Below are 26,812 nucleotides of genomic sequence, written 5' to 3' on the forward strand. Positions count from 1 at the left end.
GGCTGAATGATGTTGAGTGCGCGAGAGCGCTCCGGGGCCGCTCTGGCTCTCGGTGCGGTGTGTCTGGTCGGCGGCTCGGTCGCCGCGGCCGGTCGGCTGCACGACTTCCCGCTGATCGGCGGTCAGGCCGTGCGCTACGGGTTGGCGACGGTCCTCCTGCTCGTCTGGGCGCGCATCCGCAAGCACACCTTCGCCCGCCCGAGCCCGACCCAGATGGTGTGGATCGTTCTTCTGGCTGTCATGGGAATGGCGGGGTACGGCGTCGTCCTCGTGTACGCCACGTCGTTGACGGCACCGGGCAACGTGGGCGTCGCCGTCGGCGCCGCGCCGCTGTTCATCGTCCTGGTCCGGTCGCTGCTGTCGCGGTCACGCCCGTCGCGAGGGCTGATGGGCGGGGCGCTGTGCGTGGGGGTGGGCTGTGCCGTCGCTCAGGTGTCGGCCGGTTCCGGGGTGGAGTGGGACGTGCGGGGATTCGGGTGGTCGTGCCTCGCCGTTGTCGGAGTCGCCTCGGTCACGTTGCTCGGCGCTTCGCCCGTTGGGCAGCTGGGAGCGCTGACCGTGACGACGTATGCGTGCGGACTTGCGTCGGTGATGCTGTTCGTCGTCGCCTGGATAGGGAAGACGGCCACGGGGTCCCCCGTACTTCGCGCTCCCACGGCTGTGGAGTCGTGGGCCTTGGCCTTCCTCGCCCTCGGCGTGACCGCTGTCGTCTTCCTGCTCTGGTATGGCGCTGTCGAACGGCTCGGTGCCGGCCGGGCGGGCCTGTTCAACGGCCTCATCCCCTTTGCTTCCCTGCTGGCTCTCTTCGTGACCGGAGCGGGCGGTGCCGCCATGAGCCAGATCGCCGGAGCTGCCTTGGTCCTCCTCGGTGTCGTCGTCGGGCTCCTGGCGGACAGGCGCGTCAACGAGCCGTCGGGAAACGGGAGTTGCCCCGACCGTAGAGTCACTGACGGTTGGTCAGGCGCCACCCCTGAGCGCGTTGGTAGTCGTGCCACAGGGAGGCGTAACGTCCGTCGGCGGCGAGAAGGTCGGTGTGCCGGCCCTGCTCGATGATCTGGCCGGTGTCGAGGACGGCGATGTGGTCGGCCGTGGCGATGGTGGACAGGCGGTGAGCGATCACCAACAGCGTTCTCCCGGCGCCCAGTTCACGCAGGGCTTCGTGGACCGCGTTCTCGTTCTCGGCGTCCAGAGCCGAGGTCGCCTCGTCGAGCAGCACGATCGGGGTGTCCTTCAGCAGGGTGCGGGCGATGGCGACCCGTTGACGCTCGCCACCGGAGAGCAGCGAGCCGCCCTCGCCGACGCGGCTGGCGAGGCCGTCGGGCAGCCGGTCGGCGATGATGTCGACCCGGGCCCGGCGGGCCGCGTCGCGGACCTCGGCGCCGGTGGCGTCGGGGCGTCCCAGGCGGATGTTCTCCTCGATGGTGGCGTCGAGCAGGTGCACGTCCTGGAAGACCAGGGACACCATGTTCATCAGGTCGTTCCCGGCCAGCTCGCGCACATCCACACCGCCGATCCGCGCAGCGCCCGCGTCGGTGTCGGCGAAGCGGGCGATGAGTTTGGTGACGGTGGTCTTGCCCGCGCCCGAGGGTCCGACGAGGGCGGTGGTGGATCCGGCGGGGACGGTCAGGTCGAGGCCGTCGAGGACGGGGGTGTCGGAGCCGTCGTAGCGGAAGCGCACACTGTCGAGTTCGATGGACGCTTCGAGGCCGACGGTGGGGTGCGGGTGGGTGGGTTCGGGCAGGGGCGGGGTGCTGAGCAGGATGTCGATGCGGTTGACGGCCGCGCGGGTGGCGCGCAGGGCGGACGCGGCCGAGGCGATCACGGCGAGGGGCTGCAGGAAGTGCACGCCGAGCACCAGCAGGGCGGTGATGCGTGCGGGGGTGATCTCGTTGCCGGTGGCCAGCAGCAGGCCGACCACGAGGACGGCGGTGAAGGCGAGTTGGATGGCGAGCTGCCCCAGGTGCAGGCCCGGCAGGGCGCCCATCACCTCGCGGCGGGCCGCCCGGTGCTGGCTCTGGAGGGCCTCGTCGAGCTGCCGATGGCCGCTGGTGGCACGGCCGTTGGCGCGCAGCACGGGCTGGGCGCCGGCGAACTCCACGAGCTGGGCGCTGGCTTCGGCGGCGGCCTTGTCGTGCTCGGCCTCGGTGCGGTCGGTGAGGCGCCTGGCCAGGGCGAACACCAGCAGCACGACAGGGACGGTGACCAGCACGGCGACGGCGATGCGCCAGTCGTAGCAGAGCAGGAAGACGGCGATGGTGGCGGGTGTGAGGACGGCGCCGAGCAGAGTCTGGGCGAGGTGGACGACGCCGGTGACGGTGTTGACGCCCTGGCCGAGCAGGCGTTCCAGCTGGGCGGTGCGGGTCGCGTCGAACCAGCCCAGCGGCAGCCGGACGACGTGGGCGCCGATCCGCTCGTACAGGGCGCGGCGCCAGGCGGAGGAGAGCTGCAGGGCGCGCAGTTCCTTGTCGTAGTGGGCGTACCAGCCGACGGCGACGGCGCCCGCGAGCGGCAGCAGCCACCAACCGGCGTCGCCGGTGCGGCCGGTGAGCAGAGCGGTCAGCAGCGGTACGAGCAGACCGAAGGCGGCGCCCTCGCTGATCGCGTAGAGGGCGGTGGCCAGCAGGAAGCGGATCAGCAGCGGGCGCCCGGCGCCGCCTACGATCCGCAGAAGCGCAGTGATCATGCGGTGCTGCTTCCGTGTTGGGCGCGCCACATGCGCGCGTACTGTCCGTCGGCGGCGAGCAGGTCCTCGTGCCGCCCGCGCTCGGCGATCCGGCCGTCGTCCAGGACCAGGATCTGATCGGCCGCTGCGATGGTCCGCAACCGGTGCGCGATGACCAACAGGGTGCGCCCGCCTGCGAGTTCGGCGAGGGCGTCCTGCACGGCGGCCTCGGACTCGGGGTCCGCGAACGCGGTCGCCTCGTCGAGGACCACGATCGGCGTGCCGGCGAGCAGGGTGCGCGCGATGCTGACGCGCTGGGCCTCGCCGCCGGACAGTCGCGCGTCCTCGCCGACGACCGAGTCGTAGCCGCGGGGGAGTGCGGTGATCCGGTCGTGGACGGCGGCGGCTTTCGCCGCCGCGTGTACGGTCTCGTCGCTCGCGTCGGGCTGGGAGAGCGCGATGTTGTCGCGGACGGAGCGGCGCAGCAGGACGACGTCCTGGAAGAGGAAGCCGATGTTGCGGTACAGCTCGTCCCGGTCCAACTCCCGTATGTCGGTGCCGTCGAGGCGGATCGCGCCGCCGGTGACGTCGTAGAAACGTGCGAGGAGCATGCCGAGCGTGGACTTGCCCGCGCCGGACGGCCCGACCAGGGCGGTGACCGTGCCGGGGGCGAAGGCGGCGTCCAGTCCGTGGAGCACCTCGCGGTCGCGGCCGGCGGCGGGGTAGCCGAAGCGGACGCCGTCCAACTCCAGGACCGGGGGAGTGCCCTGCGTGCGGGGTGGCAGGGCGGCGGGGTGGAGTGTGACCTCCTGGGCGGGTTCGTGCAGCAGGCCGGTGATGCGGTGTGCGGCGGCCCGTGCGGTACGGCGCAGGCCGCGCGCCGAGTAGATGGGGGTGATCTGCTCGAACAGACCCAGGCCGAGCAGTGTGAAGGCCAGGATGTCGACCGGATCCGTCCAGCCGAGCGCGACCAGCCCCACCCCGCAGCCGGTGATGAGCAGCAGGATGGTCGCCGGGGCGACGGTGGCCCGGGTGAGGCTGCGCTGGCGTATGAACAGGCGCTGTGCCTCGTCGTTGACGTCCGCGTAGGCGGCTGCGGCCTCGCTGAAGCGGCGTGGCGTCTCGCCGCCGCCGAACGCCTTGGCGACGCTGATCCCGCGCACCAACTCGATGGAGGCGGCGGTGAGTTCGAGCTGTGCGGCGGCGATGCGCTGCACCGGCTCGGCGGAGCGGGCGGCCATTCTCATCCGTACGCTCTGCGCCCCCGCGATCACCGCGAAGGTGAGCAGGGCGAGGCGCCAGTCGGCCCACAGCAGGTAGACGCCGATGACGGCGGGCCCGGCCACGGCGGCGGCGAGGTCACCTCGGGCGTGCGCGACGGCGTGGTGCAGCGAGCCGACGTCGTCCTGGACGGTCGTCTTCACCTTCGCCGAGACGCCACCGGCGAACCAGCCCAGCGGCAGTACCGCGAGGTGGGCGGCGAGTCGTTGGCGCAGGCTGAGGGCGAGGTCGGCCTCGGCGAGATGGCTGAGGGTCCCGGCGAACAGATAGAGCAGCAGCCGTACGGCGAGCAGGGCCACGGCGGTCCAGGCGATGGCCCACAGGTGGTCGTCGTGGCCGTCGAGGAGGCGCCGGCCGATATCCACGACGGCGACCATGGGCGCGACGGACAGCGCCGCGGCGAGCGCCTGCAGAGCGGCGGCGACAGTGACCCGGCCGGCGACCGGGGCCTGCAACTCGGCGAGATCGCGGGCGTCTTCGTCTTTTCCGGTACGTGGTTCAGGCATTGCGCTCCGCCGCCTCGGCAAGCTTGGGTACGACCGCGTCGAGGCCGTACGGGAGGCTCAGCACCGACGGGAAGCCGAGGGCGATCGCGGTGGGCATGTCGAGACCGATGTAGGACTTGCGCCGAACGGCCTTCAGCTCCTTGAAGAGCGGCTGTGCCTCGAACTCCTCGCGCCCCTGGGGGGTGTCGAAGGCGAGAATGACCACGTCGGCGTCGAGGAGATCGAGCCGTTCCCTCGCGATCGCGGCGCGGCCGGCGATGGCGCTGTCCGGTAGCGAGGTGACCTTCGGGGAGAGCTTCATGCCCAACTGACTGAAGAACTGTGCGCCGGCGTCGTCGGCGCTCTTGATGGTGAACACGTCGCCGCCGACCACCGGCCCGAACGTGAAGGTCTTGCCGCGGAGTTCGGGGTGCTGCTCGCGAACGTCGGCGATCTTCTTACGCACGTCCGCGACCAGGGAGTCGGCCTTCTCCCGCTTCCCGAGAACGTCGCCCGTAGGCTGCGCCATCTCGTCCCAGCCGTCCTGTCCGACGCCCTTGCGGTAGCTGAGGGTGGGCGCGAGGCGCTGGAACTTCGGGTAGTGGTCGTGGAGTTGGTAGTCGTCGCTGGCGAGGATGAGGTCGGGCCTGGCGGCGGCGATGGTCTCGAACGGCAGCGCGAGAGCGAGGTCGGTGTCTCGAAGGTAGCCGCAGGCGGCGAAACGCTTGGGCGGCGAAGTGACCTTGGCAGCGCCCTCCTTGCCGCTCACGGTGGCGGGGAAGCCGCCGGCCGCGGCCTGCGCCGTCGTGTCGGGGTCACCGCTCTTCTCGACACCACCGCCCGTGCCGTCATCACCTGACGAGCAGCCACTGAGCACCGGAGTGGCACCCACCGCGCCCAACAGAAAACCGCGCCGCCCCGGCGAGGGGCCGTCGGCGGTGGAACGTATGCGTGTGGTCACGGGGTTGGGCCTCTCCGGCGTGTGGTGGTGGGCACAGGGCGAAGCGAGGTGGGGTGACGCGTGCGTACGTGATGCCTGTACGTTCCAGCAGTGTAAGTAAGGTAAGGCTAACCAGGTAACCCGGGCTCGTCAGCCTCGTGGAGGGCCTCTTCGTCTTCGACCGGTTCCCGGGCGCGACGGCTGGGGAGCCAGATCAATCGATAGATCAACCGATAGATCCGTCAGATCGGTCAATATTCACCAATCCATCGGGGCGACCGTTCCGAATCCTCCAGCGTCAGGGAAGTTGGCATGGAGGACGGACGGTATGACACCTATCTCAAGGAGCGGTGCGGGGCGCAGGGGCCTCGCGACCCTCATGGCGGGTGCGCTGGCCGCCGGGGGACTCGCAGCCGCCGGTGTGGCCACGCTGGAACCGGGGGCGGCCTCCGCCTCCAGTCACCGGGAGGCCCCGCTGATCTCGGGACAACCCCGGTACGACAACACGGACGTGTACGCCTTCGTGAGTCCGGACAGTCCGAAGACGACGACGATCATCGCGAACTGGATCCCGTTCGAGGATCCAGCGGGCGGCCCGAACTTCTACACGTTCGCGGACGACGCCCAGTACGACATCCACATCGACAACAACGGTGACGCGCAGGGCGAACTGCTGCTGCGCTACACCTTCAAGACGCACACGAAGAACAAGAAGACGTTCCTGTACAACACGGGCCCGGTCACCAGCCTGGACGACCCGGACCTGAACGTCACGCAGACCTACGACATCGAGCTGCTCAAGCTGCACAACCAGAACGTCGTGTCGAAGACGAAGCTCGCCGACGACATACCGGTGGCTCCCTCGAACGTCGGCAAGGCCTCGATGCCGGACTACGGCACGCTGCGCTCGCAGGCCGTCCGTCAACTGTCCGACGGCGCCCGGACGTTCGCAGGCCAGGCGGACGACCCGTTCTTCCTGGACCTGCGCGTCTTCGACCTGCTGTACGGCGGCAACCTCTCCGAGGTCGGCAACAACACCCTCAAGGGCTACAACGTCAACTCGGTCGCGCTGCAACTGCCCACCGACATGATCACCGAGTCGAAGCAGCAGCCGGTCGTCGGCATCTGGTCGACCACCCAGCGAAAGAACGCCCAAGGCTCCTACGAGCAGGTCTCACGGCTGGGCAACCCGCTGGTCAACGAGGTCGTCAACCCACTGAAGGACAAGGACAAGTTCAACGCGGACTCGCCGTGGAACGACGGCCAGTTCCTGAAGAACGTGACCAATCCCGAACTCCCGAAGCTCATGGAGGCCATCTACAAGATCAAGGCGCCCGCACAACCGCGCAACGACCTCGTCGACGTCTTCCTCAAGGGCGTCAAGGGCCTCAACCAGCCGCCGAACGTGCGACCCGCGGAGATGCTGCGCCTGAACACCTCGATCAAGCCGGCCGCCGACCCGAAACGACTCGGCGTACTCGACGGCGACAACGCGGGCTTCCCGAACGGCCGCCGCCTCACCGACGACGTCGTGGACATCTCGCTCCAGGTCGTCGAGGGTGAACTGGTCGGTGCCAAGAACGACTTGGGCGACGCGGTCGACGTCGACGACCAGAAGCTCGGCGACTCCTTCCCCTACCTGGCCGAGCCCGTCGCCGGTTCACGAGGCCCGCTCGCGAAGGGCACGACCGGTGGCAATGATGTCCGCAACCAGCTGGGCGACACCCTCCAATCGGCCGGCTCCGCCGACGGCACGCGCAACACCGGCCTGATCGCCGCATCGGCGGCCTCCGGCGCGGCGGGGATCCTGCTGATCGGCCTGGGCCTGGCGTGGTGGCGCCGACGCATGCAGCGGCCGAACTGAGCGGCACGCCACGAACGACGCGACCCGCATCTGGCCAGCTGTGAATGAGCTGCGCCGGAGCGCATCGGACACGTGTCGCGAGCGGTGAGAGGCAATGACAGAGGGCGGGGGGCAGCGAGACGGTCTCCCGCCCTCTGCTGCCGGGCCCCGACGGCGGGGAAGACGGCCCAGCGTCGACAGCATCTCGGGGTCGGCCGACAGTGTCCGAGTAAAGCCGTTGAACTGCCCGTCCTGCTTTAGGCATGATCCACTCCGTGGATACCTACCTGGAGACCGAGCGCCTGACCCTGCGTCGCTTCACTGCCGACGACGCGGACTTGCTGATCGAACTGGACAGCGACGCCGCGGTGATGCGCTATCTGAGCGGGGGCCAGCCGACCGCCCCGGAGATTGTCCGCGAGCGCCACCTGCCGAACATCATCGCCGGCTACGAGAGGTGGCGCGGCGATCTTGGGCTGTTCGCCGCGCACGAGAAGGACGGCGGCGCGTTCATCGGCTGGTTCTGCCTGCGTCCCGAGCCGCAGGGCCCGCTGGACGAGGCCGAACTCGGCTACCGACTGCGGCAGGCGGCTTGGGGCAAGGGTTATGCCACCGAAGGCTCGCGAGCTTTGCTGGCCAAGGCGTTCACAGGGCTCGGTGTACGCATGGTCTGGGCCGAGACGATGACCGTGAACCACGGTTCGCGCAACATCATGGAGAAGCTCGCCATGACACTCGCGGACACCATCCCCACACCCCCCGACATGGAGATCGTCGAGGGCTCCGAGCACGGGGGTGTGCGGTACGAGATCACCAAGGAACAGTGGGAGCAGCAGTAGCAGTCGGAGTGCGCGGGCGGTTCACGACCGGCAGTCTTTCGACGAGCGGCCGGGCCCGTCGGGTGCCGGGTCTGCGCCGCGAAGAGGTCGCCCGTCTGGCCGACGTGAGCACCGACTACTACACCCGCCTGGAACAGGGGCGGCATCCCCGTGTCTCCGAGAGCGTGCTGGACGGCGTGGCCCGCGCGCTGCGCTTGGGCCCGGCCGAGCGTGACCACCACTTTGACCTCGCGCGCCCTCGTGCCACACACCCTTCGCGGGATCGCCCGCGACCCGAGCGGGTACGGCCGGAAGTGCATCAGACGCTGGAGGTACTGGGGAGCGTCTCACTGGCCTTCATCGTCAAGCACCGGCTGGACGTGCTGATCTCGAACCACCTCGCCCGGGCCCTCATCACGGATTTCGACGCGCTGGCGACCCGGGAGCGCAACTTCGCGCGCTTCGTACTCTTCTCTCCCGCCGCGAAGGAGCTGTACGGCGACCGGGAGGCGATCACGCCGATCATCGTGGCCAACCTCCGCCGGTCCTCGGGGCGCCATCCCGACGACACCCGCCTCAACGAACTCATCGGCGAAGCCTGCGTCAAGGTGACGGAGTTCAACGGCTGGTGGGCGGGTCACCACCTTGGCGACTGCAGCTACGGAGCCCAGCGGTTCCACCATGCCGTGGTCGGCGACCTGACCCTGCATCACGAGGCGCTGAATCTCGCGACCGACCCGGACCAGACCATCTGCCTCTACACCGCCGAATCCGGCTCCTCCTCCGCCCAGACCCTGGCTCTTCTCGCCAGTTGGAGTGCGCCGCACGTCTCGGCGGGCACCCGCTCGTCCGACTCCTCGGGGCGACGCGTCATGGCCGATCCAGGCGCCGGCCGAACCACGTCTCAGGAGTGACAACGACGCGGCGATGCGGGTCCGAGCGGACTCGCATCGCCTGGTTGTGTGGGGGCGGATGGGTCGGGTGGCGCTACTTCGTGGCGAGGAAGAGGTAGTCGGCGGTGTAGGGGACGCGGGCGGTGGGGTGTGTGGCCGGGTTGCAGGTGCCGGCCGGGGCGACGCCGCCGACGGTGTTGAGTCGCAGGACCGACGTGGTCTTGGACAGGAGTCCCTCACTCTTGCCGGTCTGCTGCGCGCGAAGCAGGAGTGCTGGGATGTTGCCCGCGCCGTTGTCGAACTTGTTGACGACGGTGCCGGTCACCGAGGAGCCGTCCGGTGCGATCCACTGCGGGGGGCCGGCGGGGCCGTGCTTGGCGAAGCTGTGCTGGATGTCGCCCTGGAGGGTGGCGTCGACGTTGTCCTGGGTGAAGGCGTAGGAGCCGTCGTCCTGCTTGGTGCAGGCGTAGATCTGGGCCCCCTTGACCACGCCGGCCAGGGCCGAGTGCCGGATGGCGTCGGGCAGTGAGACGGCGCCCGGCAGTGCGGTGGCCTGTCCGCGGACCGCGCCGCCGGGGAATTCGCCGGTGTGCAGGTTGAAGTAGAACTGGTCGGGGTGGGCCTTGATGCTGTGCAGCAGGTCGGCATCCGTGACCTTGACGCTGCCGAACACGAACGGCGTGCCGCCCTTGAGCTTCTCCATGAAGAACGGGATCTTCACGTCACCGTTGGTGCCCCGCGCACCCTGGTGGAGGTGGGCCATGGTCGGGGTCCCGGTACCGGTCCACGCGAACGCGAAGGACACCTCGTCGCCCTGGATACGCATGAGGGCCACCGCGCTGCCGTCCTTGTCACCCACCGCCGGCTTGCCCTTGACGGGCACCTCGTTGTCACCGGTGAGGATCGAGGTGAAGTACGTCGCCCCCGGCGCGTTCTCGGAGTACCGGCCGATGGCACCCGCCGCCTGCGTGGCGCCCCCGTGCTGCGTCGCCCCCGCCGCCTGATGCGAGACGTTGGCGTTGGCCGCACCGTCCTCGCCATTGCAGGCGGTCAGGAGCAGAGTGCCGGTGATCGCGGTCGCGGCGATGGTCCCGAATCGCTTGAACTTCATGGATCTTTCTCCCCGTGATAGCCGATCCGCGGCTGGCCCGCGGTCGTTCCTCCTCCATCACGGGCCCCCTGGGGCGATTCCTCAGCAGATGACACTCCTGAGACATCCCTGAGAAGAGACGGGATCACTGCGGACACGATCTTGACATTGCGACGCGCACTGCCCGGTGCGTCCTGTTCGTCGGTCCGAGCGGCGGGTGTCCCGAGTGTCCGCTGGTAAAATGGGTGAAAGCTTCGACGCGGCCGGGGCCCGTACCAAGGGGTACGGGCCCCGGCGCGTTGTAGGGCATCAGACCGAGGAAGGTTCTCCATGAACGCGCAGCCGCCCGTCGCTTCCTTCGCCACACTCGGGCTGCCGCTCGAACTGGTCGAGAAGATGACCGGCCTCGGAGTGACGGAGCCTTTCCCGATCCAGGCGGCGACTCTCCCCGACGCGCTCGCCGGCCGGGACGTGCTCGGCCGGGCGCGGACCGGTTCCGGCAAGACGCTGGCGTTCGGGCTCGCGCTGCTCGTGCGGACCGCGGGTCTACGGGCGGAGTCGAAGCGGCCGCTCGCCCTGGTCCTGGTGCCGACCCGGGAGCTCGCACAGCAGGTCAGCGACGCGCTGGCACCATATGCCCAGACGATGGGTGTGCGGCTGGCGACGGTGGTCGGCGGGCTGTCGATCAACCGGCAGCAGGCGTTGCTGCGCACCGGCGCCGAGGTGGTCATCGCGACGCCGGGGCGGCTGACCGATCTGGTGTCGCGCCGGGACTGCCACCTGAACCACGTGCGGATCACGGTGCTGGACGAGGCGGACCAGATGTGCGACCTGGGGTTCCTGCCGCAGGTCTCGGAACTCCTGGACCAGGTCCCCTCCGACGGGCAGCGGCTGCTGTTCTCGGCCACCCTCGACCGCGACGTCGACCGGCTGGTCCAGGACTACCTTCACGACCCTGTTGTGGCGTCGGTCGACCGGGTGGCGGGCTCGGTCACGACGATGGAACACCATGTCCTGAACATCCACGCCGCCGACAAGTACGCGACGGCGACCGAGATCGCCGCGCGGGACGGCCGGGTACTGATGTTCCTGGACACCAAGGCCGGCGTGGACCAGTTCACCCGTCACCTGCGAGCCAGCGGCGTACGGGCATCCGCCCTGCACAGCGGGAAGTCGCAGCCCCAACGCACGCACACGCTCGGCCAGTTCAAGGACGGTGAGGTCACCGTGCTGGTGGCCACCAACGTCGCCGCGCGGGGCATCCACATCGACGCCCTCGACCTCGTGGTCAATGTCGACCCGCCGGCCGACGGCAAGGAATACCTGCACCGAGCAGGGCGTACGGCGCGAGCCGGGGAGTCCGGCAAGGTGGTCACGCTGGTCGCCCCCAACCAGCGGCGCGACGTGAACCGGATGATGTCCGACGCCGGTATCCGGCCGACCGTCACACAGGTCCGCTCCGGTGAGGAGAAGCTGACCGCCATCACGGGAGCCAAACGTCCGCCGACCGGGACGAAGACCAGCGGGGGCAACGCCCCCTTCCGCGGTATGGGCACCCGTCCGGGCAGGCCCGCCAAGGAGTCCCGCAAAGCCGCCGAGGCCCGCAAGACCGCGGAAGCCCGCGCGGCGGCCCGGGTGCGCAAGAGCCGCTGACCCCCAGGCTGCCGGGGGCGCGGGAGCTGGCAAGCGTCGGACTCTGATCTGAGCCTTCAGCGACGTCGAGGCGTCGCTGAGCCTGCCGACTCTGGCGCCGCCCCGCCCGCCAACTCCCGCTCCGACGAGGCCACCTGCCCGTCAGGCGTAGTAGTGGATTGCGCCGCGCCTCACCGCCCCCTTCCACAAGGTCATGAAGGCGCGGGATCGCAGGGCGTCTGCACGGAGCACTTCTCGGCGCCGCCCACCGCGTGTCGAGGTGCGGCGATGTGCGGAAAGCCGTACGCGTGGAGAAGTTCCGCATCTGGTTCGCGTGGGTGTCTGGCGGCATGATCATGCTGATCATCGCCAACGGCACCAAGGACATAGAGGTCCTCGGCGTCATCACCGAGGTGCTGTTCTTCGTCGGCGGAATTCTCTGCAGCATCACCGCGGTGCGCATGACGAACGCCCTCAACCGCAAGGCCGAGGCAGCTCGCAAGGAAGTCCTCGGCGACCTGTAGCCAGAGTGCTGACCTGGTGCGTCGGCGGCGAACTGATTGCGCGCAACGTCCTGGTCAGTCGGATGTGCCCGCGCAATTCTCCGCAATCTCCCTGCGAGGGCTCGCCCATCGGTCCCATTCTGGGCGCTCAACCACTTGCACGAGAGGGAGACCGGCCATGGCCCTACAGCTCCGCCTGCTTGGCACGACAAGCGACAAGGGCAAGTGCCCCACCTTGTACGAGGACGTTGCCACCGGGGACATCGTCGTGCAGGGCTACACCGTCACCGACGGGGAGGACGTTGCCCAGCTGCAGAATGTCCTCGACGGCGAGTCATTCGTACGCGTCCCGCGCGAACTGCTCACCCGCTTCGCCCCCAAGGAGTAGATCGCGTGCCGGAGTTCATCGACGACAGCACCTTCGGCACGTACTTCGAGACCTTCGAGCGCACGGCATGGCGTCTGGAGACCCGCCGCGGGTATGCCTCCGACCGCCAGAGCGTGCACTGGGCACGCTGGAAGGCCGGCGAGGACGTCAGCCGAGACCCGACCAGTGCGTGGCGGGAGAACATCCAGCGCCAGACGGCAGCGGGGAAGAAGATCGAGCGCATCCGCCTCGTCGACGACCCTCCGACCGAGGGACAGCTGTTCCTCCTCGCACGGGCCCCGAGCAACGAGGCTGTGGGCGAGGACATGCGCAACATGTGGCGCGCGGATGCCGAACACCTCGGACTGCCGGCGCTCGACTTCTGGCTCTTCGACGACCATCGCGCCCTGGTGCTCCACTTCGACGAAGCTGACGAATACCTCGGCGCCGAGCTCGTCGAAGAGCCCACGCGTATCGCGGAGCTGGGCCAGCTCCGCGATGCCGCTTGGCCGCATGCGATCCGGCGCAGAGACTTCGCGGCGCAGGTAGCTTCGAGTGTGTGAGCACCGACTACCAGCAGGCCCGTGAAGCACTCGGTGCGCGGCTGCGTGAGCTGCGCACCGAGGCAGGCCTGAACGGCAAGGAGTTCGCCGAACGGATCGGCTGGCAGCGCTCTAAGGTCAGCAGGCTGGAGAACGGAAAGCAGACCGCGAGCGACACAGACGTCGAAGCGTGGGTTGACGCCGCCGAGCAGCCGGACGAGGCCGATGAGTTGAGGCGCCGCCTGCGCAGCCTTGAGACAGCGCACCGGAGTTGGCGACGGCAGCTGTCCGCCGGCCACCGCGTGGTGCAGGAGGGCCATCTCGTCCAGGAGCAGCAGGCGCAGACCGTCCACATCTTTGAGGTCGGCATCATCCCGGGCATCTTCCAGACCGCCGACTACGCGCGCGGCGTCCTCACCGACGTGTCCAACCGCCTCGGCACGTCCCGCGACATCGAGGAGGGCGTACGGGCCCGCATGAAGCGGCAGGCAGCCGTGTACGAGCCCGGGCACCACTTCAACGTGCTGATCTGGGAGGCAGCCCTGCACGTCGTACGGTGCGCCCCGGAAGCCATGGCCGCACAGCTCAGCAAGCTCGGCGGGTTCATCGGCCTCGACACCGTCACCCTCGGCATCATCCCGCTCGGGGCCCGCACGCCGTTCTCCCCGAAGCACGGGTTCTGGATCATCGACGAGCGGTTGGTCGTCGCCGACACGTGGAACGCGGAGCTGTCCCTCGACTCGCAGGACGACGTCGCGGTCTACCGCAACATCTGGGAGCTGATGCGGGAGTCCGCGGTCTATGATCACCAGGCGCACGGGCTGATCGCCCGCGCACGGGCGTCTCACACCCTCTCGTGAGCAATCCGCGGCAACCGTGGTGACTGTGTGCGCAATCCTGCGCAATCGTCACGTCCCCACGCAATCCGTCGCCCTACGGTCCTGCTCATGGCTCTACCGACGCGGCTCACCGCGACGTACGAGGCCGGGAACGCGTGGCTCGCCGACAGCTCCGCGCACCCGGAACTCACCCGCGGCCTCTGGGACGCTGACGCCCTCGCCCCCATCCCCTCCGGCGACGTATGGCTTGTCGCCGAATCCCGCCTCGTCACGGGGATGCCGGCCTTACAGCGCATCTATGCCGACCAGCGCGGGCCAGTCCTGGCCGATGGGGATCTGGACCGGGCGTGGTGGCTGGTGCCGTTGGAGGCCGCTGAGGAACTGGCCGACGTACGAGAACTCAAGGTGCATCCTGCGGGCTGGTCCCTGCTGTGCCCGGCCATGAACTCGTACGTCAACGGCCGCTTCTGGCTCAACCGCCCCGACGGTTCCGGCCTGCTTACCGATCCCGCCGGGCTCGCCGCCGCGTTCGGCCCCGGCGGGTACAGGCGCCCTGCGGAGGCCTTCGGATGAGAACGGACATGGAACCGGCCCCGGCTCTCGGGCTCCCGCTGCACGAACCTCAACCCCCTGCGGGCTGCGACGTGTGTGCGTCGCTGGTCCGGCAACGGGCCACGGCGGCTGCGGCTGGGGATCTCTCGCAGGTCTCGGACTGCAACGTCGAGATCCGCGCGCACACCGATCCGCACCAGCGGAGGCAATCGTGAGCCGCCCGGGGTGGGCGTTCGTCAACGCGGGCAGCGGTCCCGGGCATCTCCAACGCGTACCCAGCAACGCCCAGTTCACGCGAGTGCAGCGCGCGTACCGGGCGTACATCGACCACTCCAGGGACTGCCCGAACTGCGCGTTCGACACCACATCGTGCGACGTAGCTGAGGAACTGTGGAGGACCTACGTCGCCGCGAACTCCTGAACGCCCAGGTCGTTACTCGAACCCCCGCCCGGCCGCCCGGACGGCCCACTGCAACCCTGCCGTGCCGGTGTGGGACACCCCCAACTGGGCGCCCACACCTCGGTTATAACAAGGGCCACTGACATCGACGTGGCGGGTCTCAGTCGCAGGTCAGTGTCGGTGTCGCCCAGTCTCCGTGGTCGTTGCCGTTCCCGTCGCCGGCGTCACCGACCTTGAGGTCGACCACCTGGGCGCCGCTGACGTCGACGTCGATCGGCACGGCCGCCTGTTTGCCGCGGATCGTCGGAGTGGTCACCAAGGTCTTGCCGTCGGCGATCACGGAGAACGTCACCGTTCCCGCACCACTCGTCTCGTCGTCGACCCCGACGTCCGCCGTCAACCTTGAGCATTTTCCGGCGAGATAGAGCTCGACGTCGCTGAGCGAGTTGGTGCCCAGGCCCTTGGCGTGGCCGACACCGGCGATGGTGATCGGGCGGCCGTCCCCGGCCGCCTGTTCGCCGACGCTGCTGTCACGCTCCACCGGGCCCCACCCGTTGGTGGAGGAGAGGAACGTCAGGTCGCTCACGGCGTTTTCCCCTGCCGGCGGAGCCGGTGGGATTCCGCCGACGATGCGTTCGTCGCCGCCGGTGGCCTGCCGTCCGTTCTGCCGGTAGTGCACCGTGGTGGTGAGTGGCGATGCGGACGGCAGTGTCCCGGATGGTGGCTGGACCTTCCATGTGAAGGTGGCGGTTGTGCCGGGTTGCACGCGCTTGACCGACGTGGGGCTCGTGGCACTCACGCTCCAGCCGTCCGGCGCGGAGAGTGAGGCCGTCAGCCGGGTGACGGACGGCCGGTTCTTCGGAACCTCCACCGTCGTGCGGGCCGTGAACGCCTGTTCCGGCTGGGCGGTGTCCGGCACGTCCAGGGTGACATCCGCTCCTGGACGCTTCGGCATCGCGTACGTCCGAGGGTCGTAGCGGGGGCTGTCGTTCTGCGCGACGCGCAGGGAGGAGGCGTAGCTGCCGTAGTCGGTGAGCGAGACCTTGCCGAGTCCGCCCGTGCTGCCGTCGAGGTTCCAGACGGCGATGGCGATGCTGTTGTGCCCGTTCGGGTTCAGGATGCCGTTGGGGACCGGGAAGGTGTGCTGCGGGCCGAGGTAGTTGACGTAGTTGCCGACCTGCCAGCCGTTCACGAAGATCGTGGCACGGTACTTGCGTGACGGGTCGTCGGTGAACGTCAGCCCGAGCGAGGTGTCCTGGCCGTGTGGCAGGGCCAGTTCGGCGTCGGTGCGGTACCAGGAGACCCCGGGACGGGTGTCGGTCGTCGGCAGGGACACCCGGTTCCAGTTGCCGTCCGGGTAGCCGGGCAGGGACCAGCCGGCCCGCTCGCCGTACAGGCCGCCAGTCGAGAGCGGGCCGCGCACGGTGTCCTGCAGGTCCTCGCCGCCTCGCACGCCCTGCAGCCGCCAGGTGACGGAGGTCAGCGGCGCCCCGACGAGGGAGGCGCTGGTCAGGCCGCGCGCGGTCTTGTTGCCGTTGGTCGAGTTGTAGTCCTCCTCGTGCCCCATGTTCACGGTGAGCACGGAAATGACGTTGTCGCCCTTGGGCTTCACCGCACCGGCCGGGAAGGCGAAGTCGCCGCCGCCTGTGGTGGAGCTGCCCAGGAAGGTGCCGTTGAGCCAGGCGGAGAAAGCCTGCGCATTGCCGCCGGAGTCCGAGACCAGGTGGATGCCGGTCTCCTTGCCGGTGGTGCGGAAGCGGCCGCGGTACCAGGTGTTGCCGGTGTGGAAGCCGTAGTCGTCCGCGTAGAGCACCGGCAGCGAGTTGACACCGGAGACGCTGTTGGTAGTCGTCTTGTCGGCGACCTGCCAGGTGGTGTCGTCGAAACCGGGGGCTGCTTCGGGAGACTCCTCGGCGTGCTTCCAGTTCGTCAGCGTCGGCAGGTGGACCGGGGCCGCCACCGGGATCTTCGCGGTGAGGCTCCCCGGGTCGGTCGCGTGGGTGGCCAACGTCCCGCCGTTCCAGGTGACATGGGCCGCCGAGGAGAACACCTCGATGTTCTGGTCGTCCGCGTTGTCGCCGGTGAGTGCCACGGTGTGGCCGCCGTCCTTGTCGGTCGCCGTCCGCAGCAGATGGGTGCCGCGCACGAGTACCGGGCCGGACGCGGTGTCCTGACGCCAGAAGGTCTTCGCCGTGGCCTTGTCGCCCACGAGCAGCAGCAACGGGCGCTTTCCGCCGCCGCTGATGCTGATGCGGACGAGGCCCTTGTGCGTGTAGTTGAGCCGCAGGTCGCCGGTGGCCGCGTCCCAGGTGGTCGTGACCGTGCCGCCGGTGGCGGTCACGGTGGGCTTGGCGGCGTAGCGAAGGACGGTCTCGCCGTCGCTGCCCGGGTCGCCGTAGAGCACGGCGAGGTCCCGGTTGCCGATCGTCGCGCCGGTCATGATCTCCGAGGTCGAGTACTGCAACTGCGCGTCCCCGAGCCGGTAGTTCGCCACGATCACGTGCGAGTCGCGTCCGTCGAGCGTGATCGCGGTGCCAGGTTGCTGCGGCACGACCGGGTAGGTCGGCTCCGCGGCGGAGGCCGTCGGCACGTCGATGGCGTCGATGGCCACGTAGTTGTCCGTGGACCCCGAGTTGTGGTTCCCGTTGACGACGATCTTCAGCGTGTGCGCGCCGGGTGCCAGACCGGTTTTCTGGAAGATCACCGCCTGGCTCTCGCTGCCGGAGTCGTCGACCGTCGCCGTCTTGGTGCCGTCGAGGTAGACGTCGGCGTAGCCGTGGTTGTTCGTCTTCGAGCCGATCCAGCGGATCGCGGTGCCGTCGAAGGGGACGGTGAGCGAGTCGCCGGCCGTGTTGGAGAACGACTCGGTGTGCTTGTAGTCGCCGGCGGTGTAGCTCTGGTCGGCCACGTGCGACCACGAACCGGTGTACTGCAGCGCGGAGTCGGGGTCGTCCCAGGTGTAGGTGGTGTCCGCGGACGGCTGGGCGTTGAAGTCCAGCGAGATGTGGGTCTTGTCGACGGCCGTGGACGTGGAGTTCCCGTGCCGCAGAACGTGGAACTGCGTCTTGGTGTCGGGGTTCATCCGGGCGGTGTCGATGACCGCGGAGTTGTCCGGCGGGGTGGTTCTGATCGCCTCGGTCTTGGTCAGCGGGGTGAGGGACTGCGTGAAGTACCCGATGAGTTTGTCCTCGTCGTACTTCGGATCCAATTGCCGCGTCTCGCGGATCGCGGCCCCGTAGTCGTACGACGTGTAGTTCTGCGGCATGCCCAGCCAGCCCCAGTTGGTGCCGCCGTAGGTCATGTAGAAGCTCTGTGCGGTCGCGCCGACGGCGATGTTCTGCTTGTAGAACACGTTGGCGAACTGGTCGTTGATCAGCTGGGCGCACTTGTCGTAGCCCGGTCCGCCCCAGGGGTCGAAGGCGCCGCCCTGGAACTCCGGTGAGTACAGCGGCTTGCCGGCCGGGTGGTCGTAGCTGATGTCGGGGACGCCGTTCCACTTCGAGGGGTTGGAGCAGTCGAAGCCCTGTGGGTAGGAGTCCGGGCCGTCGACGTCCAGGGCGCCCGTACCGGAGTTGAAGGTGCCGTTGTTGTTGCCGGTCAGCGGCACCGTGATGCCGTCGGCGCGCGCCTTGTCCTCCAGGTGCTGCATGTAGGAGCGGCCCGCGGCCGAGCCGTTGTAGTACTCGTTCTCGACCTGGTAGGCGATGACCGAGCCGGTGCCGTTGGTCAGTTGGTGGCGGGCGATGATCCGGTCGATCTGCGTCAGCCACTCGTCGGCGTACTTCAGGAACCGCGGGTCGTCGCTGCGGTTGTCTTCCGCCTTGGTGGTCAGCCAGCCGGGCAGGCCGCCGCTGTCGACCTCCGCGTTGATGTACGGCGCCGGGCGCGCGATGACGTAGAGGCCGGCCTCCTGGGCCATGTCGAGCAGCTTGTCGACGTCACGCACCCCGCTGAAGTCGTACACCCCCGGCTTGGGCGAGTGGTATCCCCAATCGAAGTACAGCGAGGTGGAGTTGAACCCGGCGGCCTTCATCTTCTGGAAGATGTCGCGCCACAGATCCTGACTCGGGAGCCGGAAGTAGTGGAACTCGCCGGACCACAGATAGGTGCGCTTGCCGTCGACGAGGAACGAGTAGCCGTCGAGAGTCACCGTGTGCGCCCGCGCACCGGCGGCTGGTGCGGCGGTGGGTTGCTGTTCGCCGACGTCCCTGGCGGCGGCGGGCGCGGTCATGCCCGCGGTCATACCCATGGCCAGGGCGATGGCCGCGGCCGCGGCCGCGGCAAGGACTGCCCTCCACCACCGGCGACCAGGTCTCGCAGGTTCCGATCCGATCCCATGACTCCGCACTGCGGCCTCCATAGTGCCTGGGCGATCAGCATCGAACAGACTCAGGCAAAGTCGAACATTAAAGGGGCACAGGGCTCAACACAATGGGGCGGGAGAATACGGTTGGGGCCGCAGGCGCGGTGCTCACTGACCACCCGTCCCGGGATAGGACGAGGACGGACAGCCTCTCCGGGCAGGTGGTCGCGTCTTCGCCGACCTCGACCCGGGTCGTACGGCCCGCACGCAGCAGGGCGCGGGCCTGTGCTGTCACCACGCCTTTCCAGTCCTCGCGGGCCGCCGCCCCGTCGTACGCGCTGCCGTCGGTGACGCTGAGAGTGCGGCCGAGGAGTTCCTCGGGGCCGTCCATGACCTGGGCCACGGCTACGGGCCTGCCGGACGCCATCTCGTCGAAGGCCGCGCTGAGGTGGGGCTGGTCGGTGGGGTCGATCCGCTGCACCCGGACGTCGAGTTCACCGCCGCAGGTCAGGCCGACGGCGAAGGCACCGTCGTCGGAGTATCCGAAGCGCGCCCGGGTCGGGGGCTCGTCCGACTTGAGTACCTGTCGGCACAGTTCGTAGACAGCGCCCTCCACGCAGCCTCCGGACACACTGCCGACCACGTTGCCGTCGGCGTCCACGGCGAGGGCGGTGCCGATGGGCAGCGGTGCGCTGCCGCTGACCTGGACGACCGTGGCGAGGGCGAGGGGGCGGTCCGCGCGGCACCAGGTGTGCAGCGTGTCCGCGAGGTTCAGCATGGGCGGGATCTCCCGAGGGGACAGCCTGGGCAGCGATGCGGTGCAACGCTGCCCAGGGCTCGGCTTGCAGCAGGGACTCGGCGGTGATGGGCAGGTCACGCACCCGTCGTCCTGTGGCGTGAAAGACGGCGTTGGCGATGGCGGGCGCCACACCGACCAGGACGACCTCACCGAGGCCCTTCACGCCGATGGGGTCGGCCTCGATGTCCCGGCCGTCGATGTAGAGCGCCTTCAGGGGTGTGACAGGGCCCCTCACGTTCTGTCCCTACTGATCACAGACTTGTCACAGATGACCTGGCAGACTGAGGTCATGGCACGTGAGCAGCGGGGCGTCAGCGGCGGCACGGAACTGGGGCGCTTCCTGCGCGCCCACCGCACCCGGGTGACACCGGAGGAGGCTGGTCTGCCGCTCAGGCCTGGTCTGCGCCGCACCCCGGGACTGCGCCGCGAGGAGCTGGCCACCCTGGCCGGGGTCAGCATCGACTACTACACGCGTCTTGAACGTGGCAAGGAGACCAACCCCAGCGCGTCCGTCGTCGACGCCCTCGCCCGAGTCCTCAAGCTGGACACGGCGGAGCATGGTCACCTCCGTGACCTCGTCGCCTGCGGGGTGCGCAGGGCAGTGGCGGAGCCGGTGGGCGAGCTCGGCCGCTCCGTGCGCCCCGGGGTGGAGCTGCTGCTGGACAACCTGCGCCCCTGCCCCGCCTATGTGGTCAGCCGCACGATGGACATCATCGCCTGCAACCCGAGCGGGCTGAGGCTGTTCGCAGGCATGGGTGACTGGCCCGCCGACAAGCGCAACGTGGTGCGCTACGTCTTCCTCCACCCGCAGGCCCGCACTCTCTTCGACGACTGGGACGAGCAGATCCGGGCATGCGTGGGGCGCCTGCGCGCCCTGGCCGGTACCGAGCCGGACGCCCCCGATCTCGCGGAACTCGTCAGTGAACTCCACTCCAAGAGCCCGGAGTTCACCGACCTCTGGGATCGCTACGACGTGCGCTGGCACACCCATGGCAGCAAGACCTTCCGGCACCCCGAGGTCGGTGACGTCACCCCCGGCTACCAGTCGATGCAGATCGAGGGCACCGTGGGCCAGCGGTTCATCGCCTACTACGCCGAACCCGGCACCCCCGACCATGACAAGCTGGTCCTCCTCGATATGACGAGCCCCAAGGACATCTCGGTGAGGAGTCCGTTCAGCGGTTGAACGTGTCCAGCCGGATGATCTCCGGGTCGGGCCCGCTGCGCAGGCTGGTGTCGAGAGCGTCGATGGCGGCGACCTCCTCCGGCGTCAGCGAGAAGTCGAAGACGTCGAAGTTCTCCTCGATGCGGTGCGCTTTCACCGACTTGGGGATGGCGCACAGGCTGTGCTCGATGTGCCAGCGCAGGACGACCTGCGCGGCCGTCTTCCCGTACTGGTCGGCGAGCATGGTGACAACTGGTTCCTCCAGGACACTACGGCCGCCGTTCGGGGCCTGCGTCCGGTAGCGGTTGATCCCGCCGAGCGGGGACCAGGACTGGGTGATGACGCCGAGTTCGCCGTGCAGTTCCCGCAGTTCACGCTGGATGAAATACGGGTGCAGCTCCACCTGGTTGACCGCCGGGACGACGTCGGTGCGGTCCAGCAGGGTGCGCAGCAGGCCGGGAGTGTGGTTGCAGACGCCGATCGCCCCCACCCGGCCGTCGGCCAGCAGCCGCTCGGCTGCCTTGTACGCGGCCACCCACGGCTCCGGCTCCAGCGGGACAGGCTGGTGCAGCAGGTATAGGTCGAGGTGGTCCAGGCCGAGTTTGGCGAGGCTGGTGTCGAAGGCACGCAGGGCGGAGTCGTAGCCGTAGTCGGTCAGCCAGAGCTTGGTGGTGACGAAGATGTCGTCGCGGTCGACGCCGGAGCGGCGGATGCCCTCGCCGACCTCCTTCTCGTTGCCGTAGGCGGCGGCCGTGTCGATCAGGCGGTAGCCGTCCTTGAGGGCGGTCTCGACCGCCGGGACGGTCTCCTCCGGGGGGCTCTGGAAGACGCCGAGGCCGAGGGTGGGCATCTCCACGCCGTTGTTCAGCTTCAGCAGCGGTGCGGGTGAGGTCATGGGCCGAGCTTTCTGTGTCGTCGGTATCTGGGTCCGCTACGCGAGCGGTTCGAGCCGCATCGTGGTGGAGTTCGCCTCGGGGCTGGTGATGGCCTTGATGATGTGGTCGGCGTAACTGCCGTACTTGCCGCGGTAGGCGGCGTCGACCCGGTCGTTGAGGGACGGGTCGACGTCGACGAAGCTGACGTTCTTCTCCACGCCACCGGCTCGGATCCTGCCCTCCTGCCGGGCGCGTGTGCCGCGGTACCAGTCGGAGCCGGGACCGTTGACGGAACGCACGTAGATGTCGGCGCCGTCGCGGACGACCCAGATCGTGCGCCAGCCGCCGAGCGTGCCGCTCTTACGGAGAGACGCGATACGCAGCTCTTCGGCGCCCCCGACACGGTCGAGCTCGTCGTTCGTCCAGGTGGTCATGGGTGAGTTCCTCCGTGTGCCGGTGCTTTGGAGAAGGAGTCGAGCCGGACAGCTTCAGCGGTGCGGCTCCGGGCATGGGTGATGTCCTTGGGCGGGCGTGTGGGTGGGAGCGGTCAGGGCTGGATGAGGACCTTCAGTGCGGTCCGGTCTGCCATGGCGCGATAGCCGTCGGGTACACCGTCGAAGCCGACGGTCTGGTCGAAGACCCGGCCGGGCTGGACCGTGCCGTCGAGGATGTCGGGGAGAAGTTCCTCGATGTAGGCGCGGGCCGGGGCGGCGCCGCCGGTGACGGTGATGTTGCCCATCATCGACTCGAACCCGAGCGGGATCTCGGTGTACTGGGCGACACCGAGTCGGCTGATCACACCGCCGTCGCGGACGATGCTCAGTGCCGTGTCCATGGCCTGTGCGGCGCCGACGGCCTCCACCACCGCGTGCGTGCCGTCGCCACCCGTCAGTTCCCGGACCCTCTCGATGCCCGCCTCACCGCGCTCGGCGACGACGTCCGTGGCGCCGAAGTCCCGGCCCAGGTCGGTACGGTCCGTGTGTCGGCCCATGAGGATGATCTGCTCGGCGCCGAGACGCCTGGCCGCGAGCACCGCGCACAGACCCACCGCGCCGTCACCGATCACCGTCACCGACTTGCCAGGTGCGACCTTGGACGTCACCACGCCGTGGTGGCCGGTGCAGTACACGTCGGACAGGGTCAGCAGGGACGGCAGCAGAGCGGAGTCCTCCGCCACCGGCAGTTTCACCAGAGTGCCCTGCGCCTGGGGCACACGGACGGCCTCGCCCTGGCCGCCGTCCACACCGTTCGCGCCCCACTGGCCGCCGTGACGACAAGAGGTCTGCAACCCCTCTGCGCAGAAGTCGCAGGTGTTGTCCGCCCAGACGAAGGGCGCGACTACCAGGTCACCGGAGTTCAGCCCGGACACCTCCGAACCTAGGTCCTCGACCACGCCGAGGAACTCGTGGCCCATGCGCCGGCCCTGCGCGGAGACCGGCATCGAGCCGTAGGGCCAGAGGTCGCTGCCGCAGACGCAGGAGCGGACGACGCGTACGACGGCGTCGCCGGCGTTCTGGATCTTGGGGTCGGGGACGTTCTCCACACGGACGTCGCCGGCGCCGTACATGAGTGCTGCGCGCATGAGATCTTCCTCTTCCGATGGTGAGTTGACGGTGCGTCAGGAATTGGGTTCAGAAATAGCGGCCGCCGGTCGGGACGGGCAACGCGTCCAGCTCGGCGAGGTCGGCCGAGGTCAGCTCGACGTCCGCCGCCCCGGCGTTGTCGTGCAGGTACTTGGGGGTCTTGGTGCCGGGAATGGGGATGACGTGCTCACCTTGGGCCAGCACCCAGGCCAGCGCGACCTGCGCCGGGGTCGCGCCGATCCGCCCGGCAATCTGCTTGACCTTGTCGGCGAGGGCGAGGTTCTGTCGCAGCGCGTCCTGCTGGAAACGGGCCAGGCCCCGGCGGAAGTCGTCCTGGGGCAGTTCGTCGAAGGAGGTGAACCGGCCGGTGAGGAAGCCCTTGCCGAGGGGCGAGTAAGGGACGAAGGCGATGCCCTGTTCCTGGCAGTGGGGGAGCACCTCCCGCGTCCAGTCCCGTGTCCAGAGGGACAGCTCCGACTGGACCGCCGTGATCGGGTGGACGGACTGGGCCCGCTCGATCTGCTCGACGGTCACCTCGGACAGGCCGATGTGCCGCGCCTTGCCCGCCGACACCGCCTCAGCCAGCGCGCCGACGCTTTCCTCGATCGGCACCTCGGGATCGACGCGGTGCAGGTAGTAGAGGTCGACGTGGTCGGTGTCGAGGCGGCGCAGGCTTTCGTCGACCGAGCGGCGGATGTGGTCGGGACTGCCGTTCGGCATCGGGCGCGGGGAAGCGTCCGAGCCGTGGTGGACCATGCCGACCTTGGTGGCCAGCACCGCCCGGTCACGGTGACCCCGGAGCGCCCGGCCGATGAGCTGCTCGTTCGTGTACGGCCCGTACACGTCAGCGGTGTCGAGGAACGTCATCCCTAGGTCGAGTGCCTGGTGGATCACCGCGACGGACGCGTCCTCGTCCCGCTGGGTGCTCATGTCGTAGCCGTACGACATGCCCATGCAGCCCAGGCCGACGACACCGACCTCGGGGCCTTTGCTGCCGAGAGCCGTGGTGCGCATGTGTCCTCCTTCGGTTCGGTGTTCAGCGGGTGCTGCTGCGCGGCTGTGTGTACTCGGCGTCGTCGACCTTCTCCAGCCACGTCGTCTCGGGGCTGCCGTCGCCGCGGCCCTCCCACAGGGCGAGGTGCTCCATGAAGGCGTCGGGCGTGGCACCGTGCCAGTGCTCCTCGCCCGGCGGGGTGTGGACGGTGTCGCCCGGGTGGGCCTCGATGACCGTGCCGTCGCGGCCGCCGATCAGGGCGATGCCGGAGACTATGTGGAGTGTCTGGCCGAGGGCGTGGGAGTGCCAGTCGGTGCGGGCGCAGGGCGAGAAACGGACCAGGTTGAGACGGGCCCGGGACGGCTCCTGACCGGCGTACACGACGTCGAACCAGACGTCTCCGGTGAACCAGTCGCCGGGTGCCTTGGTGGTGGGCTGCTTTTTGAGGATTTCCACGTTGCCGTTCCTTGCTGGGGTCGGTCGGTCAGATCCGGGAGCCTGGGCTTCGACGATGTCCTTGAGCTGGGCGATCGCGCTCATGACGTTGGGCCATCCGGCGTAGAGCGTGAGATGGGTGATGGTTTCGACCGGCTCGTCCTTGCTCAAGCCGTCGCGCGGTGCCGCGCGCGGATGGAAGCCGAGCCGGTCGGCGCGGTACGTAGCGGTCGGTGGGGTGACCGTGATCAGGTCGTGGTCGCGCGGGGACGGGCCCGAGCGCTCCCACCCGCCCGGGGAGCAGGACGTCGTCGGTCAGTTCGCCGAATTTCGGCGCGCAGTCGCCGAGCAGCTTCCGGGCGGGAGTCGACTCCACCGCCATGGGTGGTGCTCGTGTGGAGCGCGTTGACGGGCATGGCGTCCATACCGATCTGTCTGACGTCCAGTTCGCTGCCGAGCTTGATGTGCTTCATCGGGTGCTCCGTGTGTCGGGTGCCCGCCGGGTTCGTCTCGCCGGGGCCGGAGATCGCAGGCGCGAGAAATTGATCTTCAGCTTCTTCCAGGGTGGGGGTTCCGGGCGGCCGGTGGCAGGCCGTGTTGTGCCGGGGAGCGGTGTTCCCGGGTGTGACAGGGCCCCCCACCTGCCTCCCGCGCAGGTCACGGGCCACGCAGACTGGACGGTATGACGAGTGAGCAGCACAGCGGCACCGAGTTGGGACGCTTTCTGCGTGCCCGCCGGGCCCGGGTGACGCCTGAGGACGTCGGGCTGGTGGGTGGGACCGGAGTGCGGCGTACGCCTGGGCTGCGCCGTGAGGAGCTGGCCACTCTGTCCGGTATCAGCATCGACTACTACACCCGCCTGGAGCGGGGGAGGGAGACCCGTCCGAGCCCGTCCGTCGTGGACGCGCTGGCCCGTGCCATGCAACTGGGGGAGGAGGAACACGAGCACCTGCGCAGCCTCGTCGCCCTGGCCGCGCGGTCCGCGCCGCAACCTTCCCCTGGGGGAGGCCCCCAGACCGCGCCCAGCCGCACGGTGCGGCCCGGAGCGAAGCTCCTGTTGGAGAACCTGCGTCCCTACCCGGCATATGTGGTCGGCCGCAGCAGCGACATCCTGGCCGCCAACCCCTCGGGCCTTCGGCTGCTGGCCGGGATCGAGGAATGGCCCGCCAAGCAGCGCAACATCGCACGCTACGTCTTCCTGCACCCCGCTGCCCGTGACCTGTTCGTCGACTGGAACATCGCGGTACGAGGTTGTGTCGCCCGGTTGCGTGCCCTGGCCGGCACCGATCCCGACGCCCCCGACCTTGCGCAGCTGGTGGGTGAACTCCTGCTCAAGAGCCCGGACTTCGCTCGCATGTGGGAGCGGTACGACGTGAAAAGCCGTACGCAGGGCCGCAAGACGTTCTGCCACCCTGAGGTGGGCGACCTCACCCTCGGCTACCAATCCCTCGTTCTGGAGGGCACCCCCGGCCACCGGCTCGTCGCGTACTACGCCGAACCCGCCACTCCGGAGCACGATGCCGTCGCCCTGCTGGACATGCTCGCTCACGAGCCTGTCACCGCTACGACGCCGCCCCACGCCGGGACGGACGCGGCGGCGTCCCCGTCGGCCTGAGAGCGGCCCTCTTCGCTGATCGGGCGCGGATCCCAGGTGGCCGGCGTCTGCGGGGCACTTGGTGGTCCGGGGCGGGTCATCCTGGCCGCGACGCGGCAGATGCGCAGGCAGGTCACAGCGGTGAAGCCGGGCAGCACGTAGGACGGCAGACAAAGCGGTGTGCCGCTGCGGCGCGGCAATTGTGCACCGCCTGGGG

23 protein-coding genes and 3 pseudogenes are annotated in these 26,812 nt (G+C 69.1%); 13 read left to right on the forward strand and 13 right to left on the reverse strand.

From position 1 onward, the window contains the following. The first annotated feature begins 6 nt into the window (after window positions 1–6). Window positions 7–1,053, forward strand: a complete 1,047-nt coding sequence (locus tag M2283_RS07995) for a DMT family transporter (protein WP_280875385.1) — start codon at window positions 7–9, stop codon at window positions 1,051–1,053. Here M2283_RS07995 and M2283_RS08000 read toward each other — a convergent pair. Genes M2283_RS08000 through M2283_RS08010 form a run of 3 tightly spaced genes read right to left on the reverse strand, consistent with a single transcriptional unit; the run spans window position 944 to window position 5,389 of the window. Continuing rightward, a complete protein-coding gene (locus tag M2283_RS08000; protein WP_280875386.1) occupies window positions 944–2,683 on the reverse strand; it encodes an ABC transporter ATP-binding protein in 1,740 nt (579 codons plus the stop codon). The two genes, M2283_RS07995 and M2283_RS08000, sit on opposite strands and share 110 nt — an antisense overlap. Then, complete coding sequence (locus M2283_RS08005; protein ID WP_280875387.1) at window positions 2,680–4,449, reverse strand: ABC transporter ATP-binding protein; 1,770 nt, start codon at window positions 4,447–4,449, stop codon at window positions 2,680–2,682. The genes M2283_RS08000 and M2283_RS08005 overlap by 4 nt, the downstream gene beginning before the upstream one ends. Beyond that, window positions 4,442–5,389 (reverse strand): ABC transporter substrate-binding protein, encoded by a 948-nt coding sequence (locus tag M2283_RS08010; RefSeq protein WP_280875388.1) that lies wholly within the window; start codon window positions 5,387–5,389, stop codon window positions 4,442–4,444. The genes M2283_RS08005 and M2283_RS08010 overlap by 8 nt, the downstream gene beginning before the upstream one ends. A 307-nt stretch (window positions 5,390–5,696) precedes the next feature. On the opposite strand from M2283_RS08010, the gene M2283_RS08015 reads away from it, so the two are divergent. From M2283_RS08015 to M2283_RS08025, 3 genes are all read left to right on the forward strand, one after another. After that, complete coding sequence (locus tag M2283_RS08015) at window positions 5,697–7,232, forward strand: DUF4331 domain-containing protein (protein WP_280875389.1); 1,536 nt, start codon at window positions 5,697–5,699, stop codon at window positions 7,230–7,232. 254 nt (window positions 7,233–7,486) lie between these two features. Beyond that, entirely contained in the window at window positions 7,487–8,050 is a 564-nt protein-coding gene (locus M2283_RS08020) for a GNAT family N-acetyltransferase (RefSeq protein WP_280875390.1), read from the forward strand. Beyond that, a complete protein-coding gene (locus M2283_RS08025; protein WP_280875391.1) occupies window positions 8,035–8,943 on the forward strand; it encodes a helix-turn-helix transcriptional regulator in 909 nt (302 codons plus the stop codon). Before M2283_RS08020 ends, M2283_RS08025 begins: the two co-directional genes overlap by 16 nt. Before the next feature lie 73 nt (window positions 8,944–9,016). On the opposite strand, the gene M2283_RS08030 is transcribed toward M2283_RS08025, so the two are convergent. Beyond that, entirely contained in the window at window positions 9,017–10,033 is a 1,017-nt protein-coding gene (locus M2283_RS08030) for a CHRD domain-containing protein (RefSeq protein WP_280875392.1), read from the reverse strand. A gap of 309 nt (window positions 10,034–10,342) precedes the next feature. Here M2283_RS08030 and M2283_RS08035 point away from each other — a divergent pair, with 309 nt between their 5' ends. The 7 genes from M2283_RS08035 (at window position 10,343) to M2283_RS08070 (ending at window position 14,868) form a co-directional block, all read left to right on the forward strand. After that, complete coding sequence (locus M2283_RS08035) at window positions 10,343–11,665, forward strand: DEAD/DEAH box helicase (protein WP_280875393.1); 1,323 nt, start codon at window positions 10,343–10,345, stop codon at window positions 11,663–11,665. 269 nt (window positions 11,666–11,934) lie between these two features. Further along, window positions 11,935–12,168, forward strand: a complete 234-nt coding sequence (locus M2283_RS08040) for a hypothetical protein (protein WP_280875394.1) — start codon at window positions 11,935–11,937, stop codon at window positions 12,166–12,168. Between the two features lie 157 nt (window positions 12,169–12,325). Further along, on the forward strand, window positions 12,326–12,535 hold the full coding sequence (locus M2283_RS08045) for a hypothetical protein (protein WP_280875395.1): 210 nt from the start codon (window positions 12,326–12,328) through the stop codon (window positions 12,533–12,535). A gap of 5 nt (window positions 12,536–12,540) precedes the next feature. After that, complete coding sequence (locus tag M2283_RS08050) at window positions 12,541–13,077, forward strand: DUF6879 family protein (RefSeq protein WP_280875396.1); 537 nt, start codon at window positions 12,541–12,543, stop codon at window positions 13,075–13,077. Next, on the forward strand, window positions 13,074–13,916 hold the full coding sequence (locus M2283_RS08055; RefSeq protein ID WP_280875397.1) for a helix-turn-helix domain-containing protein: 843 nt from the start codon (window positions 13,074–13,076) through the stop codon (window positions 13,914–13,916). The genes M2283_RS08050 and M2283_RS08055 overlap by 4 nt, the downstream gene beginning before the upstream one ends. Window positions 13,917–14,003: 87 nt before the next feature. Beyond that, on the forward strand, window positions 14,004–14,468 hold the full coding sequence (locus M2283_RS08060; RefSeq protein ID WP_280875398.1) for a hypothetical protein: 465 nt from the start codon (window positions 14,004–14,006) through the stop codon (window positions 14,466–14,468). A gap of 190 nt (window positions 14,469–14,658) precedes the next feature. Beyond that, window positions 14,659–14,868, forward strand: coding sequence for a hypothetical protein (locus tag M2283_RS08070; RefSeq protein ID WP_280875400.1), 210 nt, complete (start codon window positions 14,659–14,661; stop codon window positions 14,866–14,868). A gap of 139 nt (window positions 14,869–15,007) precedes the next feature. Here the strand turns inward: M2283_RS08070 and M2283_RS08075 are convergent, their stop codons facing one another. The 3 genes and pseudogenes from M2283_RS08075 to M2283_RS08085 all read right to left on the reverse strand — a co-directional run. Further along, window positions 15,008–19,078 (reverse strand): beta-galactosidase, encoded by a 4,071-nt coding sequence (locus M2283_RS08075; RefSeq protein WP_280875401.1) that lies wholly within the window; start codon window positions 19,076–19,078, stop codon window positions 15,008–15,010. 265 nt (window positions 19,079–19,343) lie between these two features. Then, window positions 19,344–19,928 (reverse strand): annotated as a pseudogene (locus tag M2283_RS08080) (XdhC family protein); the annotation flags it as partial. Window positions 19,929–19,995: 67 nt separating this feature from the next. Continuing rightward, window positions 19,996–20,163, reverse strand: a pseudogene (locus M2283_RS08085) (xanthine dehydrogenase family protein molybdopterin-binding subunit); the annotation flags it as partial. Window positions 20,164–20,238: 75 nt separating this feature from the next. Here M2283_RS08085 and M2283_RS08090 point away from each other — a divergent pair. Next, window positions 20,239–21,135: a helix-turn-helix transcriptional regulator gene (locus tag M2283_RS08090; protein WP_280875581.1), complete on the forward strand. Its 897-nt coding sequence runs from the start codon at window positions 20,239–20,241 to the stop codon at window positions 21,133–21,135. On the opposite strand, the gene M2283_RS08095 is transcribed toward M2283_RS08090, so the two are convergent. From M2283_RS08095 to M2283_RS51610, 6 genes and pseudogenes are all read right to left on the reverse strand, one after another. Next, window positions 21,125–22,009: an aldo/keto reductase gene (locus M2283_RS08095; protein ID WP_280875402.1), complete on the reverse strand. Its 885-nt coding sequence runs from the start codon at window positions 22,007–22,009 to the stop codon at window positions 21,125–21,127. The genes M2283_RS08090 and M2283_RS08095 overlap by 11 nt on opposite strands. A 36-nt stretch (window positions 22,010–22,045) precedes the next feature. Then, a complete protein-coding gene (locus tag M2283_RS08100; protein WP_280875403.1) occupies window positions 22,046–22,423 on the reverse strand; it encodes a DUF2255 family protein in 378 nt (125 codons plus the stop codon). Between the two features lie 113 nt (window positions 22,424–22,536). Then, window positions 22,537–23,571 carry a zinc-binding dehydrogenase gene (locus M2283_RS08105; protein ID WP_280875404.1) on the reverse strand — a complete coding sequence of 345 codons (1,035 nt, stop codon included), beginning with the start codon at window positions 23,569–23,571 and terminating at the stop codon, window positions 22,537–22,539. A 49-nt stretch (window positions 23,572–23,620) separates the two neighbouring features. Beyond that, the gene (locus M2283_RS08110) at window positions 23,621–24,586 is read right to left on the reverse strand and encodes an aldo/keto reductase (protein ID WP_280875405.1); all 966 of its coding nucleotides are present in this window, start codon (window positions 24,584–24,586) and stop codon (window positions 23,621–23,623) included. 22 nt (window positions 24,587–24,608) lie between these two features. Further along, window positions 24,609–25,022, reverse strand: coding sequence for a (R)-mandelonitrile lyase (locus M2283_RS08115; protein ID WP_280875582.1), 414 nt, complete (start codon window positions 25,020–25,022; stop codon window positions 24,609–24,611). Between the two features lie 120 nt (window positions 25,023–25,142). Next, window positions 25,143–25,253: pseudogene (locus M2283_RS51610) on the reverse strand (carboxymuconolactone decarboxylase family protein); the annotation flags it as partial. Window positions 25,254–25,683: 430 nt separating this feature from the next. Between M2283_RS51610 and M2283_RS08125 the strand changes: the two are divergent. After that, the gene (locus tag M2283_RS08125) at window positions 25,684–26,616 is read left to right on the forward strand and encodes a helix-turn-helix transcriptional regulator (protein WP_280875406.1); all 933 of its coding nucleotides are present in this window, start codon (window positions 25,684–25,686) and stop codon (window positions 26,614–26,616) included. The last annotated feature ends 196 nt before the right edge of the window (window positions 26,617–26,812 follow it).

This window comes from Streptomyces pseudovenezuelae, from assembly GCF_029892565.1.
Taxonomy (GTDB): Bacteria; Actinomycetota; Actinomycetes; order Streptomycetales; family Streptomycetaceae; genus Streptomyces; species Streptomyces pseudovenezuelae_A.